The following is a 14,315-nucleotide window of genomic DNA, read 5'->3' on the forward strand; positions in this document are numbered from 1 at the left end:
AAGCCGGACGGCCGGATCGCCGATAGGCCAACGCGTCCCCATGCCCTATATAGGGCGGTAGCGGACAACAACGCGTTTTGGGCCGCGGGACGCAATTCGGACTCCGGACATGACCGACACGACCTCGATGAAACACCAGACACCCTTAACATCCGGTGATTTCACCGCAGCCGACGAGCCATTTGCGCTGTTCGAGGCTTGGCTGAACGAGGCGATCAAGAGCGAGCCGAACGATCCGAACGCCATGGCGCTCGCAACCGTCGACCCCGACGGGCTGCCAGACGTGCGCATGGTGCTGATGAAGGGCTTCGATGCCGACGGTTTCGTCTTCTACAGCCACATCGCGAGCCAGAAAGGCCGCGAACTCGCCGCAAATCCTAAGGCGGCGTTACTTTTTCACTGGAAGTCGCTGCGCCGTCAGGTCCGCATCCGCGGCAACGTGACGCCGGTGACCGACGCCGAGGCCGACGCTTACTTCGCCACCCGTCCCAAGCAGGCGCAGATCGGCGCCTGGGCGAGCAAGCAGTCCGAGGCGCTGGAAAGCCGCTTCGCCTTCGAACAAGCCATCGCCAAAGTCGCGGCCAAGCACATCATCGGCGAGGTGCCGCGGCCGCCGGGCTGGAGCGGCTGGCGCATCACGCCCTCGCGTATCGAGTTCTGGCACGACCGCCCGTTCCGCCTGCACGACCGTATCGAATTTCGCCGTGACGCGGCCGGCCAGCCATGGTCCAAGACGCGGATGTATCCCTGAGCTTAGGCCGACCTGAAAGATGTCCATGCCGCATTCGTCCAATGCGCCGCGCCGCACGCTGCTCCTGACCGGAGCGAGCCGCGGCATCGGCCACGCCACCGTGATCCGCTTCTCGTCGGCGGGCTGGCGCGTCATCACCTGCTCGCGGCATCCCTTCCCCGAGGACTGTCCGTGGGACGCCGGCCCCGAGGATCACATCCAGGTCGACCTCGGCAACCCCCTGGACACCGCGCGCGCGATCACCGACATCCGCAACCGGCTCGAAGGCGGCATGCTGCATGCGCTCGTCAACAACGCCGCGATCTCGCCGAAGGGTCCGGGCGGCTCGCGGCTTGGCTCGGTCGACACCGACCTCGACACCTGGACGCACGTCTTCCACGTCAATTTCTTCGCACCGATCATGATCGCGCGGGGATTGATCGAGGAGTTGAAGGCGGCCAGGGGCTCGGTCGTGAACGTCACCTCGATCGCGGGCTCGCGCGTGCATCCCTTTGCGGGCGCCGCCTATGCCACATCGAAAGCCGCGCTTGCATCCCTGACGCGCGAAATGGCCTCCGATTTCGGCCGCGTCGGCGTCCGCGTCAACGCGATCGCGCCGGGCGAGATCGACACCTCGATCCTGTCGCCGGGCACCGAGAAGATCGTCGACCAGCAGATCCCGATGCACCGGCTCGGCACGCCGGACGAGGTCGCCAAGATCATTTACGTGCTGTGCACGGACACCAGTTCCTACGTCAACGGCGCCGAGATCCACATCAACGGCGGCCAGCACGTGTAAGGCCAGGCAGGCGAAGCATGGGCCGGTTCGCGAGCACTGCGTCACTCTACGAGCATTTGCGGCCGCCCTACCCGAGCGAATTCTTTCGCAGCGTCGCGCACAAGCTTGGTCTCACCAAACAGGGCAGCCTGATAGACCTCGGCACCGGACCCGGACTCCTGGCGCTCGGCTTCGGCCCCTATGTCGGCCGCATCGTCGGCGTCGACCCTGAACCTGCCATGCTCGATGCGGCGCGACGCGCGGCTGCGAGCGCAGGCCACGCACTCACGCTGATCGAAGGCAAGGTCGAGACGCTTAGCCCCGACATCGGCACATTCGACGTCGTGACCATCGGCCGCGCGCTGCATTGGATGGATCGTGAGCCGACGCTTGTGCGGCTCGATCGACTGGTCGCGCGCGATGGCGCAATTCTGATCTGCGCCTCGTTCTCGGCCACCGACGGCAGCAACCCGTGGCTCGATGGCTACAACGACGTCCGCCGCCGCTGGTCACCGGCCAAGCTCTGGGAGGAGGCAGGCATGGGCACGCGCACCCATCGCGACTTGCCGGCGTTCTTTCGCGGCAGCGCCTTTCAGCCCACCGAGCTCGTCACGGTTGAGACCAGCCACACAATCAGTGTGCAGGACCTGACACGCCGCACCCTCACCTACTCGTCGTCATCGCCGGAAGCGCTTGGCGAAAATGCCGATGCGATGCTGCGCGATGTCGGGCAGCATCTCGCTCCCTTCAGTCGCCACGGTGCCATCGCCGAGACCGTCGTCTCGACGGCCCAGATCGTGAAGCGCTAGATGATTTTCCCGCTCGAAGGGCGGGAAGCAAGGCGATCCAGACAAAGCCGCCGCAGGACCTGGATCGCCTTTACCCTTCCGTTCCTCAATCGACTCGAATCCGACGCGACCGATCGCGCAGCCGCGGAGCGGCCGTGCTGAACGCAGTCGAGCAGTCGTCGTCGTTCTCACCGTCGAGCAGCGGAGCACCACAGTGCCGGCACATGCGCGCCGACATCGACGACGCCTTGCCGCTCGCCAGGACCTGACGGTAATTCGCCAGATCGATGACGTTGCGGGGCGACGTTATGTGTTTTTCAACCATGGCTGTTCCTCGCGGCTAACATGCTGCTTATCGCAGACAAGTTTCGCGCAAACGTTCAGCCCACTGCTCAAATTTTACCGGAGGAATTGGGGCGGCGGGCACACATCACGGCGCGGCCTCAATCCCGCTCTATTCTGCGACACCAACCACCGTGTCTCGTTGAACGGCGTAAGGTCTCGGTAGGTATCAAAGCCACTTCTTCCACTTGAAGAGCCAGTACGGGACGATCGCGGCGGCGAGCATCATCACCAGCGCCATCGGATAGCCGTGGACCCATTCGAGTTCCGGCATCGCCTTGAAATTCATGCCGTAGATCGAGGCGATCAGCGTCGGCGGCATCAGGACAACGGCCATGACCGAAAACAGCTTGATGATGTTGTTCTGCTCGAGATTGACGACGCCGAGCATGGCGTCGAGCACGAACGTGATCTTGCTGGAGAGATAGGAGGCGTGGTCGGTCAGCGAGGCGACGTCGCGCTGCATGGTCTTGAGCTGCTCGCGCATGTCCTTCGACCATTTCACGCCCTCCACCACCGCGGAGAGGAAGGTGACGACGCGGCCGATCGACACCAGGCTTTCGCGAACCTTCGAGGTCAGATCGCCCTTGCGCCCGATCGAGATCAGGATCTGGGAATATTGCTTGGCGTGGCCGTGGCGTTCGCTCTCGGGCTCGAAGATGTCGTGCGAGACCTGGTCGATCTCGGCGCCGCAGCGCTCCAGGATGTCGGCGCAGCGGTCGATCACGGCGTCCAGCAGTTCCATCAGGACCATCTCGCCGGTGATCGCGGGCGCGCAGGACCGGGCCAGCTTGGCCTCGACCAGCGCAAACGGCTTGGGCTGGTCGTAGCGCACCGTCACCAGGCGGTGGTCGCCGAGAATGAAGGTCACGGCCGTGGTCCGGGGCATGTCGGTGTCGGACTGGCACATCAGCGTTGCCGTCATGTAGCGGGCGCTGTTCTCGATATAGAGGCGGCTGGAGATCTCGATCTCCTGCATGTCCTCCCGGGTCGGGATCGCAATACCGGAGAGCCGCTCCACCGCCTTGTCCTCAGCCGCGGTCGGGTTGACTAGGTCGATCCACACCGCATGCTCTGGAACCGCCGCGAGGTCTTCGACAACCGCTTTCTTGAGGGAGGAGTCGGAGGGAACGAACACAGAAAACATGCACAACTCCAGCAGGGGCCTGCGACAGACTGACAGCCCTTAGCGCGATTCTGACAAGTTCATGATGACAAGCACATTAACGGGGCGTTTGCATTTGTGGCGGCGCCGTGGCCCAACCGTGGCACGGAATCGACAGTCGGGCGTGCTTTGCCTAAAAACCAGCACAGGAGCGCAAAACTTGCGGCAAAAAAGCCACAGCTCGGCTCTTGCAGCGCGGGAAAAGGTCCGAAACGCTGGAATTGTGGCAGATTTCAACGATAATAGGGCCCAACGGAGTCGTGGTTTGGGCGCGTCTCAAGCCCCGCGAAAGCTAGTTGTTGTCGATTGGAATCAAATCATGTCGTCGCTGAAAGTTATGCTGGGTATTTTGGCCGCTGGCCTGATGCTGTCGGGCTGCATGCAGGCCACACATTTTGAAGCGACCGACACCAAGGCCTTCAAGCCGAAGGACAAGGAACTCCTCGCCAAGGTCCGGTACGAGAACACCCCCGTCGCCGAGCCGTTCCGCCGCGCCATCGTCGATTACCACCGCAAGGAATCGCCGGGCTCGATCGTGGTCGATTCCGACAACCATTACCTCTACTGGGTGATGGATGGCGGCAAGGCGATCCGCTACGGCATCACTGTCGGCGAAGAAGCCATGGCCTGGTCGGGCATTGCCAAGGTTGGCAGCATGACCGAGTGGCCGGCCTGGCATCCGACCCCGGGCGAGATTTCGCGACTGGGCGTGCCGACCTACGTTGCACCGGGTCCGGACAATCCGATGGGCTCCCGCGCGATGTATCTCTACTCCGGCGGCAAGGACACGCTGTTCCGCATTCACGGCACCAACCAGCCGGAATATATCGGCGCCTCGATCTCGTCGGGCTGCATCCGCCTAACCAACGAGGACGCGATCGACCTCTATGGCCGCGTCAAGGTCGGCACCATTGTCGTGGTGCTCGAGCCGAAGCATGGCGACTCGCCCTACAATTCGCGCCTCGCGCTCGGCGGCAGCCAGACGGGCCAGGCGGGCAGCTACTGATCGCTTCCTGCTCTCGGACATTCAAAAGCGCCGGTTTTACCGGCGCTTTTTTGTTGCCGGCTTGTGCGGCTCGGCTTTGGTGCCATCGGCGGCCGACTTGTCCGCCGGCGCAGGGGATTTCTGCGCCGGCTCGTCATCAGCTCCGTCCTTGGCTCCATCCTTGGCCTCAGGCCTGGCCGCGACCTCGCGCGGCGGCGCCTCCTCGGGCCGTCCCGCCGGCAGCAACGGGGCGACCTGCGGCAGGGGATCCCAGACGTTCCACTGACAAATCCGGTAGTCGTTGCGCCGCTGCGCCAGGTCGAGATGGATGTGGTCCTCGTGATACCAGTCCGAGCCCGGACCGAGCACGGTGGAAAAGCGCGCGCAGACTGAATGCAGCACGCGCTCGCGCACATCGCGCGGCATGCCGCGGTCGGTCAGGCCGATCGACCGCCCGTTGGCGAGCTTGATGGCGCGAACGTCGAGCGCGTTGGCCTTGCCGTGCTCGGACAGCATCGCGCCGGCGATGCGGTTACGGCCTCGGCATTCGAAACTGTCGAAATTGTCGAGATCGCTGATGGTCGAGCCGAGGCTCGCCGCCAGCGGCACCATGTCCTTGCGCACCCAATCGGCGATCGCGGAGGCCATGGTGCAGCGGAGGATCGCCGCCGGCTTGACCGCCACCTTGCGCTTGTCCGGCAGCACGATCGCCTCCAGCCGCACCAGATCCTCGCCGCCGCAGGCGCCGGGGCCGCGAATATCGGGAATGGACGGCGCGACGGCGATCTCCTCGGTCAAGGCGAGCCGGCAGACCGAGAGCTGCTTCTCGGGCGGCGGCGCGGCCTCGACGGGCTTGGTCGCGCTCGGCTTGTCTGCGGAAGGCTTCCCCTCTGCCTCCGGCGCGGCCTCGTCCGTTGCTTGGGGGGCCTCCTCCGGGCGGGGCTTTGGTAGCGGTATCCTGGCGGAGTGCACCTTCGCGCGCGGCCGTGGTGTACCAAGACCGAAGATATCCAGCGGCGTAGCATATTTTCGCGCTTCTGCCCGCTCCGCCAGCACAAGCGACAGCCCGAGCGCAGCGGTAACCATTGCCGCGCCTGCGGACATATAGCCGCGACAAGACCATTTGCGGCGAAAGTCCGGCAGGCTAAAACTCATGACAATTCTTTGGCCCAGCGCTGAGAGCTATAAAAAGTCCAGCCCACCTCGGAGGAATGTCTGAATGCTTGGTTTGATGCAAGATTGGCCCCTGCTCTGCCACCGGATCATCGAACACGCCGCCAAGATTCATGGCAAGCAGGAGGTCGTTACGCGATCGGTCGAGGGACCGATCCATCGCACCACCTACGGCGAAATCCACAAGCGGGCGCTCAAGGTCTCGCAGGTGCTGGAGCGAGACGGCATCAAGCTCGGCGACCGTGTCGCAACGATCGCCTGGAACACCTGGCGCCATCTCGAGGTCTGGTACGGCATCATGGGGATCGGCGCCATCTGCCATACCGTCAATCCCCGCCTTTTCCCCGAGCAGATCGCCTGGATCATCAACCATGCGCAGGACCGCATCGTGATGACCGACCTCACCTTCGTTCCGGTCCTGGAGAAGATCGCCGACAAGCTGCCAAGCGTGGAACGCTACGTCGTGCTCACCGACAAGGCGCACATGCCGCAGACGACGCTGAAGAACGTGGTCGCCTACGAGGATTGGATCGCGGAGGCCGACGGCAAATTCGAATGGAAGGACTTTGACGAGAACACGGCCGCCGCGATGTGCTACACTTCCGGCACCACGGGCGATCCGAAGGGGGTTCTGTATTCGCATCGCTCCAACGTGCTGCACGCGCTGATGGCGAACAATGTCGATGCGCTCGGCACCAGCGCGTCCGAGACAATGCTGCCGGTGGTGCCGCTGTTCCATGCCAATAGCTGGGGCATCGCCTTCTCGGCCCCCTCGCAAGGCACCAAGCTGGTCATGCCCGGCGCCAAGCTCGACGGCGCCTCCGTCTACGAGCTGCTCTCGACGGAGAAGGTGACACACACGGCGGGCGTGCCCACGGTGTGGCTGATGCTGCTGCAGCACATGGCGGCCAACAATCTGAAACTGCCGGCTCTGAAGATGGTGATCTGCGGCGGCTCGGCGATGCCGCGCTCGATGATCAAGGCCTTCCTCGACATGGGCTCGAACGTGCGCCACGCCTGGGGCATGACCGAGATGAGCCCGATCGGCAGCGTCGCGGCACTGAAGCCGCCGTTCCAGAATGCGACCGGTGAGGCGCGGCTCGACGTGCTGCAGATGCAGGGCTATGCGCCCTTTGCGGTGGAGATGAAGATCACCGACGATGCCGGCAAGGAGCTGCCCTGGGACGGCAAGACCTTCGGCCGTCTCAAGGTCTCCGGCCCCGCCGTCGCCAAGGCCTATTACCGCGTCGACAGCAACATCCTCGACGAGGAGGGCTTCTTCGACACCGGTGACGTCGCGACCATCGACGAGGCCGGCTACATGCGGATCACCGACCGCTCCAAGGACGTGATCAAGTCCGGCGGCGAGTGGATCTCCTCGATCGACCTCGAAAACCTCGCGGTCGGCCATCCCGCCGTGGCGGAGGCCGCCGTGATCGGCATCTATCATCCCAAATGGGACGAGCGGCCGCTGCTGATCGTGCAGCTCAAGCAGGGCCAGCAGGCCAGCCGCGAGGACATCCTGAAGTTCATGGACGGCAAGATCGCCAAATGGTGGATGCCTGACGACGTCGCCTTCGTCGAAGGCATTCCGCACACCGCGACCGGCAAGATCCTGAAGACCGCACTACGCGACCAGTTCAAGGATTACCGTTTCCCGAACGCGGCGGCGTAACCCTAGGTACCGCCCTCCCCCTAAAGGGCCTGAGCGCTCGACGCATTGGAGCCTCCACAACGTCATGGCCGGGCTTGTCCCGGCCATCCAGGCCTTGCCCCGCGGCACGGAGAACGTGGATGCCCGGGCATAGGCGAGCGGAAGCGACGCCGTCCTTCGGACGGCTATGCCCGGGCATGACGGTGGGGGCGCATGCGGAACCCTTGAATTTGCCCCCGGGCCGTGGTCTCAACGGCCCATCGTCGCGCCAAATCGGCCGACATCGCCCCCGAAACCCCGGCAGAGCTTCACCCGATGGCCCGCAGGTTTTCCGCTCCCTATCAGTCGGAGCCCGTGTCCAGCCTCGCGAGCTGGGCGCGTAATCTGGCCGTGTTCGCGGTGGTGGCGGTGGTGGTCTCGATCATCATCGTCCGCTTCGACTTCCTGGAGATGAGGCCGGCGCTGATGACGTTCTTCGGCGGGCTCGCGATCGCCGGCCTCTCGATCCTGTTTGGGCTCGCGGGCTTTGCCGCGATCTGGCAGAACGGCTCGCGCGGCATGGGGCGCATCCTGCTCGCCTTCCTCATCAACGGCGCGATCCTCGCTTATCCCGCTTATCTCGCCCTGCAATACCGCAAGCTGCCGCCGATCTACGACATCACCACCAACCCGATCGACCCGCCGCGCTTCGACGCGCTCGCGCATCTGCGCACCGGCGATGGCACCAACACCGCGGTCTATGCCGGCCTCTATTCGGCCGAGCAGCAGCGCCAGTTCTACCCGGACATCGAGCCGATCGAGTTGGAGATCCCCGTCGATCGGGCCTATGCGATCGCGCGCCAGCTCGTCATCAAGCGCAAATGGCTCGTCATCGACGAGCGCGAGCCGCAGCCGCCGCGCCGTATCGGCCGCATCGAGGCGGTGGCACGGACGCCGATCATGGGGTTCCGCGAGGACATCTCGATCCGGGTCGTGCCCGATGGTGACGATTCCCGCGTCGATATCCGCTCGGCGTCGCGCTATTTCGACAGTGATCTCGGCAGCAACGCCGCGCGCGTCAAAAAATTCATCGACGATCTCAACACCGCCGCCGACGCCGACGCGCTGAAACCGGTGAAGAAGACGCCGGTCGCGCCGCCGAAGGCACCGGCGAAGACGGTGAAGAAGTAGCCCGCTGTCATTCCAGGACGATGCGCAGCATCCAGCCCGGAATGACGAGAAGCTAGGCCCCCGCCATTCGATACGTTCCACCGATCACGGGATCGCCGTCCGTCGTCACCACGCCGCGCGCGACCAGATCTTCCAGATGCGCCAGGACCGAATAGCCGGCGGCCGTCGTCAGCCTGGGATCGATGCCGATATAGATCGCGCGCACCATGGTCGGGATATCGGCCTCGCCCTTGGCCAGGCGATGCAGGATCGAGGCTTCACGCGCCTTGCGGTGGCGGATCAGGAAGCGCACGAAGCGCTGGCCGTCCGGGATCTCCGGGCCGTGGCCGGAGAAATACAGATGCTCCTCGCGCGCGGCGAGGCGATCGAGCGACTCCATGTAGTCGATCATCGAGCCGTCGGGCGGCGCCACGATCGAGGTCGACCAGCCCATCACGTGATCGCCGACGAAGTTGAATTTCCGTTCGGGCCAGGCGAAGGCGAGATGATTGGCGGTGTGGCCGGGCGTCGCCACGGCCTCCAGACGCCAGCCGTCGCCTTCGACGACGTCGCCATGGGCGATCCTGATATCGGGCGCGAAATCGCGGTCGGCGCCGGACTCCGGATTGTGCTTCTCGCTCTCGAAGCGCGGGCGCGAGGCACGGTGCGGGCCCTCGGCATAGACGGGCGCGCCGGTCGCCTGCTTGATCCGTGCCGTGTTCGGCGAATGGTCGCGATGGGTGTGGGTGACGAAGATATGGCTCACCGTCTCGCCGCGCACGGCATCGAGCAGCGCCGCCGCATGCGCCTCGTCGTCCGGACCGGGATCGATGATTGCGACGTTGCCTTGGCCTACGATGTAGCTGACCGTGCCGGTGAAGGTGAACGGGCTCGGATTGTTACAGAGCACGCGCCGCACGCCGGGACGGACTTCCTCGACGACACCGGCTTTGAGCGGAAAGTTGCGGTTGAACGGGATGTCGTCGTTATCGGACATGAGGCTTCCTGTACGTACCGCCACACTCTTCGTCATACCCCGCGAAAGCGGGGTATCCAGTACGCCGCGGCGCCTGAGGCGAAGGCGAGGTCTCTGGGATACTGGATCGTCCGCTCTAGTGCGCAATTGCGCACAGGGCGGGCGATGACAGCGGAGCAAACTAGCCGCGGCCGAAGAACGCTGCGACTAGAAAAACGCCTGGATGCCCGTGATCGCACGTCCCAGGATCAGGGCGTGGACGTCGTGAGTCCCCTCGTAGGTGTTGACGGTCTCGAGGTTATGGACGTGGCGCATCACGTGGTACTCGGCCGAGATGCCGTTGCCGCCGTGCATGTCTCGCGCGACGCGGGCGATATCGAGGGCCTTGCCGCAATTGTTGCGCTTCATGATCGAGATCATCTCGGGGGCAAACTTGCCCTCGTCCATCAGACGGCCGACGCGAAGCGAACCCTGGAGGCCCAGCGCGATCTCGGTTTCCATGTCCGCCAGCTTCTTCTGCACGAGCTGGGTCGCGGCGAGCGGCTTGCCGAACTGCTTGCGATCGAGCGTGTACTGGCGGGCGCGGTGCATACAGTCCTCGGCGGCGCCGAGCGCACCCCAGGAGATACCGTAGCGGGCGCGGTTGAGGCAGCCGAACGGGCCCTTGAGGCCGGACACGTTGGGCAGCAGCGCGTCCTCGGGAACCACGACGCCATCCATCACGACCTCACCGGTGATCGAGGCGCGCAGGGACAGCTTGCCGCCGATCTTCGGCGCGGAGAGGCCCTTCATGCCCTTTTCCAGCACGAAGCCGCGGATCTGGTTGTCGTGCTCGGCCGACTTGGCCCAGACCACGAACACGTCGGCGATCGGCGCGTTCGAGATCCACATCTTGCTGCCGGTCAGGCGATAGCCGTCCGAGACCTTCTCGGCGCGGGTCTTCATGCCGGCCGGATCGGAGCCGGCGTCGGGCTCGGTGAGACCGAAGCAGCCGACCCATTCGCCGCTGGCGAGCTTCGGCAGGTACTTCTTGCGCTGGTTCTCGTCGCCATAGGCGTAGATCGGGTACATCACCAGCGAGGACTGCACCGAATTCATCGAGCGATAGCCGGAATCGACCCGCTCGATCTCGCGCGCGACGAGGCCGTAGGCGACGTAGCTCGCATTGGCACAGCCATATTCCTCAGGCAGCGTAATGCCGATCAGGCCGAGCTCGCCCATCTCGTTGAAGATCTCGCGGTCGGTCTTCTCCTCGAGATAGGCCTTGGTGACGCGCGGCAGCAGCTTGTCCTGGGCATAGGCGCGCGCGGTGTCGCGCACCATGCGCTCGTCTTCGGTGAGCTGCTCGTCGAGCAGGAACGGATCGTCCCATTGGAAAGAAGCCGCAGCCGGCTTGTCCTTGGTCTGAGGGCGCACGCTCATGAAACGTCCTTTCGTCTGGTTCCGTCAAAATTTGCCCGACAAAGTAAAGCGCCGCGGCAACAAGTGCAATTGCGTTGCAGATGGATGGCTCTGCGTGGACCCCGGGGATGCGCAGCGCGCGCCCCCGGAATGACAGCGCTAGCTTTCAAGCTGCTCGTTGGCGACGATCTCGATGCCGAAGCCTGACAGGCCCTTGTAGTCGTGCACCGATGAGGTGAGGTGGCGGATCGAGGTGACGCCGAGATCGCGCAGGATCTGCGCGCCGACACCGACCTCGCGCCACTGGCGGTTGCGGTCCGCCTCGCTCGCGCTCTCATCGGGCAGCGGAGCAACGGGGACACCGGCGGCGCCGTCACGCAGGTAAACCAAGACGCCACGGCCGGACTTCTTGAAGTGCTCGAGCACCGCCGCCATGCGCTTGTGGCCGGTGAAGATGTCCTTGACGATGTTGGGCTTGTGGAAGCGCGTCAGCACGTTCTTGCCGTCGCCGACGCCGTTATAGACGAACGCGACGTGGGCGATGGAATCGAACGGCGAGCGGTAGGCATAGCCCTGAAGCGGCCCGATCGGGCTGTCAGTGACGAAGGTCGAGACCCGCTCGATCAGCTTCTCGCGCACCTGGCGATAGGCGATCATGTCGGCGATGGTGACGTGCTTGAGCTTGTGCCTGGCGGCGAACTGCGCAACCTGCTCGCCCTTCATCACGCTGCCGTCGTCGTTCATCAACTCGCTGATGACGCCGACCGGCGGCAGGCCGGAGAGCTTGCACAGGTCGACCGCGGCCTCGGTATGGCCGGAGCGCAAGAGCACGCCGCCGTCCTTGGCAATCAGCGGGAAGATGTGGCCCGGACGGGCGAAATCGTTGGCGCCGACATTGGGATTGGACAGCGCGCGGCAGCACGAGGCGCGTTCTTCGGCCGAGATGCCCGTGCCGCCGTCGGGCTTGTAGTCGATCGAGACCGTGAATGCGGTGGTGTGCGCGGAATCGTTGTGGGCCACCATCGGATCGAGCCGGAGGCGGCGCGCGTCCTCGGTGGTCACGGGCGCGCAGACGATGCCGGAGGTATGGCGGATGATGAACGCCATCTTCTCGGCGGTACAGAGCGAGGCGGCGACGATCAGATCGCCCTCGCCCTCGCGGTCCTCGTCGTCGGTGACGACCACGAGCTCACCCCGGGCAAAGGCCTGCAAGACTTCCTGAACGTTATCGGGCATTTCCCAATCTCTATCGGTTATGGCCGGGAGGCTTAGCCGGACGCCTTAGCCGGACTTGGCCCCAAGCGCTAGTGTCCTGGACGCAACCGCATATGCCTGATGGCGGGCCGGCCCGCGGGTCTGAGGCTTGCACCGAAGATACCAAGGATATAGGCGCACGCGGCCCGGACGGAAAGCGGCCGCGCCGCCTTCAGGGCAGCACTTCGCGCCGCTCGCCGAGCCGGACATCGAGTTCGGCCCGCTTGTCGGGCAGCAGCCCGGCCTGGGCGGCTTCGATCACGGTAAACAGCTCATGAGCGTCGCTGAGCCGGGTCACGGTGACGTAGCTGGCGCCGGCCGCGTAGAGCTCGCCCACATCCGATAGGAGATCGGCCGTGGCCACGATCATGGCGGTCGGGTTGAGGGTGCGGACGTGGCGGACCAGCTTCTCGTTGCTGGCGCCCTTGAGAAGGGCGTCCGGCACGCTGAGGATGATCATCTCGGACTTGCCGACGCCGGCATGGAGCAGCGTGTCGGCGCTGCTGATGTCACCATAGATCACGTGCAGGCCGCGCGACAGCAGCGTCTTGTACACATTGGGATTGAAGTCGATCACGGTGATCTGCTCGAGCAGCACCGGCGCCTGTCGTTCGATCTCGGCCAGCAGCGCGCTCGCCGCACGGAAAAAGCCGAGGATGACGATGCGGCGGGCCTCGCCATGGCCGCCCTCGTGCCCCTCCTCGGCGTGGCCGTTGCCATGGTCGAGGTCGCGCAGGCCGATCCGCTTCAGAGGGCCGATCGCCCAGCGGGTGATCTCGTCGCTGCGGGTCATCACGAAGGTCGAGAGCACCGCCAGCACCACGAAGGCAAAGGAGGCCGCATTCGCCGTTTCGGCCGCGATATGATGGTCGGCGACGCCGGTCTGGATCACCACCAGCGAGAACTCGGAGATCTGCGCGAGGTTAAGGGCCGGCAACAGGCTGGCGCGCAGGCCCTGCTTCATCAGGTAGAGCGGGGCGAAGGTGGTGACGAGGCGGCTCACCACCGTGAACGCCGCGATCATCAAGGCAAGCCCGATCACGGAGAGGCCCGGCACGGGAATGGTCATGCCGAGCGCGACAAAGAACAGCGTGATGAAGAAGTCGCGGAGCGTGGTGACCTTGGCGGTGACGTCGAGGGCGTAAGGGAAGGTCGACAGCGAGACGCCGGCGATCAGCGCACCCATCTCGCGAGACAGTGAGAGCCGCTCCGCGGTCTCGGCGACGAGGAAACACCAGGCGAGCGCGCCAAGCAGGATCAACTCGGGGCGACGGGCAATCTGATGGAATAGGCGCGGCAGCACATAGCGGCTGACCAGCAGTGCGGCAGCGACCAGCACCGCGACACGGCCGATCGACAGCAGGATGACGCTGATCTCGAGATTGGCGAGGCTCGGCTGCACCGCCAGGAACAGGATGGCGAAGATGTCCTGGAGCACCAGCACACCGAGCGTGATGCGGCCGGGCAGCGTGTCGAGCTCGCGTTTCTCGTAGAGCACCTTGACGATGATCACGGTGCTCGACAGCGCGCAGGCGACACAGAGATAGACCGCATCGAAATGCCCACCGCCGAGCGACAAGCCGATGCCGACGAAGAACAGCACCCCGAGCAGGCAGCCGCCGATGAGCTGGCCGCCCGCCGCGAACAGGATCACCTTTCCCGCCCGCACGATCTTCTTCAGGTCGATCTCGAGCCCGATCATGAACAGCATGAAGATCAGGCCGAGCTCGGAAATGACGCTGATCGATTCCTGCGATTTGACCCAGCCGGCACCGAATGGACCTATGCAGAAGCCGGCGATAAGGTAGGCCAGGATCAGCGGCTGCCGCGAGAAATGGGCGAGCAGGCCCAGCATCCAGGCAAACAGAATACAGAGAGTGATGTCGCGAATGAGTTCGTGCATACCAAATTGGTCCGTTT

General features: G+C 64.6%; 13 protein-coding genes. 6 read left to right on the forward strand and 7 right to left on the reverse strand.

Annotation, left to right across the window (positions count from 1 at the left end; all coding sequences use genetic code 11):
* Nucleotides 1–109 precede the first annotated feature (109 nt).
* Genes pdxH through HAP41_RS34995 form a run of 3 tightly spaced genes read left to right on the forward strand, consistent with a single transcriptional unit; the run spans nt 110 to nt 2,317 of the window.
* The gene (gene pdxH, locus HAP41_RS34985) at nt 110–751 is read left to right on the forward strand and encodes a pyridoxamine 5'-phosphate oxidase (protein WP_085401293.1); all 642 of its coding nucleotides are present in this window, start codon (nt 110–112) and stop codon (nt 749–751) included.
* A gap of 25 nt (nt 752–776) precedes the next feature.
* Nucleotides 777–1,529 (forward strand): SDR family NAD(P)-dependent oxidoreductase, encoded by a 753-nt coding sequence (locus HAP41_RS34990; protein WP_063984930.1) that lies wholly within the window; start codon nt 777–779, stop codon nt 1,527–1,529.
* 17 nt (nt 1,530–1,546) lie between these two features.
* Nucleotides 1,547–2,317 (forward strand): class I SAM-dependent methyltransferase, encoded by a 771-nt coding sequence (locus tag HAP41_RS34995; RefSeq protein ID WP_166087697.1) that lies wholly within the window; start codon nt 1,547–1,549, stop codon nt 2,315–2,317.
* An 85-nt stretch (nt 2,318–2,402) separates the two neighbouring features.
* Here HAP41_RS34995 and HAP41_RS35000 read toward each other — a convergent pair whose 3' ends face one another.
* Both HAP41_RS35000 and HAP41_RS35005 read right to left on the reverse strand, forming a co-directional pair.
* Nucleotides 2,403–2,621, reverse strand: coding sequence for a hypothetical protein (locus tag HAP41_RS35000; protein ID WP_028148212.1), 219 nt, complete (start codon nt 2,619–2,621; stop codon nt 2,403–2,405).
* Nucleotides 2,622–2,807: 186 nt separating this feature from the next.
* The gene (locus tag HAP41_RS35005; protein WP_166087661.1) at nt 2,808–3,785 is read right to left on the reverse strand and encodes a magnesium transporter CorA family protein; all 978 of its coding nucleotides are present in this window, start codon (nt 3,783–3,785) and stop codon (nt 2,808–2,810) included.
* 337 nt (nt 3,786–4,122) lie between these two features.
* On the opposite strand from HAP41_RS35005, the gene HAP41_RS35010 reads away from it, so the two are divergent.
* Nucleotides 4,123–4,809, forward strand: coding sequence for a L,D-transpeptidase (locus HAP41_RS35010; protein WP_063984933.1), 687 nt, complete (start codon nt 4,123–4,125; stop codon nt 4,807–4,809).
* A 36-nt stretch (nt 4,810–4,845) separates the two neighbouring features.
* Here HAP41_RS35010 and HAP41_RS35015 read toward each other — a convergent pair whose 3' ends face one another.
* Nucleotides 4,846–5,943, reverse strand: coding sequence for an extensin family protein (locus HAP41_RS35015; protein ID WP_085401297.1), 1,098 nt, complete (start codon nt 5,941–5,943; stop codon nt 4,846–4,848).
* A 64-nt stretch (nt 5,944–6,007) separates the two neighbouring features.
* On the opposite strand from HAP41_RS35015, the gene HAP41_RS35020 reads away from it, so the two are divergent.
* Nucleotides 6,008–7,636, forward strand: coding sequence for a fatty-acid--CoA ligase (locus HAP41_RS35020; RefSeq protein ID WP_166087579.1), 1,629 nt, complete (start codon nt 6,008–6,010; stop codon nt 7,634–7,636).
* Nucleotides 7,637–7,930: 294 nt separating this feature from the next.
* Entirely contained in the window at nt 7,931–8,785 is an 855-nt protein-coding gene (locus HAP41_RS35025) for a DUF1499 domain-containing protein (protein ID WP_063984936.1), read from the forward strand.
* A gap of 52 nt (nt 8,786–8,837) precedes the next feature.
* Here HAP41_RS35025 and HAP41_RS35030 read toward each other — a convergent pair whose 3' ends face one another.
* The 4 genes from HAP41_RS35030 to HAP41_RS35045 form a co-directional block, all read right to left on the reverse strand.
* Nucleotides 8,838–9,761: an MBL fold metallo-hydrolase gene (locus HAP41_RS35030; RefSeq protein WP_166087571.1), complete on the reverse strand. Its 924-nt coding sequence runs from the start codon at nt 9,759–9,761 to the stop codon at nt 8,838–8,840.
* Nucleotides 9,762–9,947: 186 nt separating this feature from the next.
* Nucleotides 9,948–11,162 (reverse strand): acyl-CoA dehydrogenase, encoded by a 1,215-nt coding sequence (locus tag HAP41_RS35035; RefSeq protein WP_028148218.1) that lies wholly within the window; start codon nt 11,160–11,162, stop codon nt 9,948–9,950.
* 138 nt (nt 11,163–11,300) lie between these two features.
* Nucleotides 11,301–12,377, reverse strand: coding sequence for a 3,4-dihydroxy-2-butanone-4-phosphate synthase (gene ribB, locus HAP41_RS35040; RefSeq protein WP_063984938.1), 1,077 nt, complete (start codon nt 12,375–12,377; stop codon nt 11,301–11,303).
* Between the two features lie 190 nt (nt 12,378–12,567).
* Nucleotides 12,568–14,298: a cation:proton antiporter gene (locus HAP41_RS35045; RefSeq protein WP_166087561.1), complete on the reverse strand. Its 1,731-nt coding sequence runs from the start codon at nt 14,296–14,298 to the stop codon at nt 12,568–12,570.
* Nucleotides 14,299–14,315: the final 17 nt, after the last annotated feature.

This window comes from Bradyrhizobium barranii subsp. apii, from assembly GCF_011516635.5.
Taxonomy (GTDB): domain Bacteria; phylum Pseudomonadota; class Alphaproteobacteria; order Rhizobiales; family Xanthobacteraceae; genus Bradyrhizobium; species Bradyrhizobium barranii.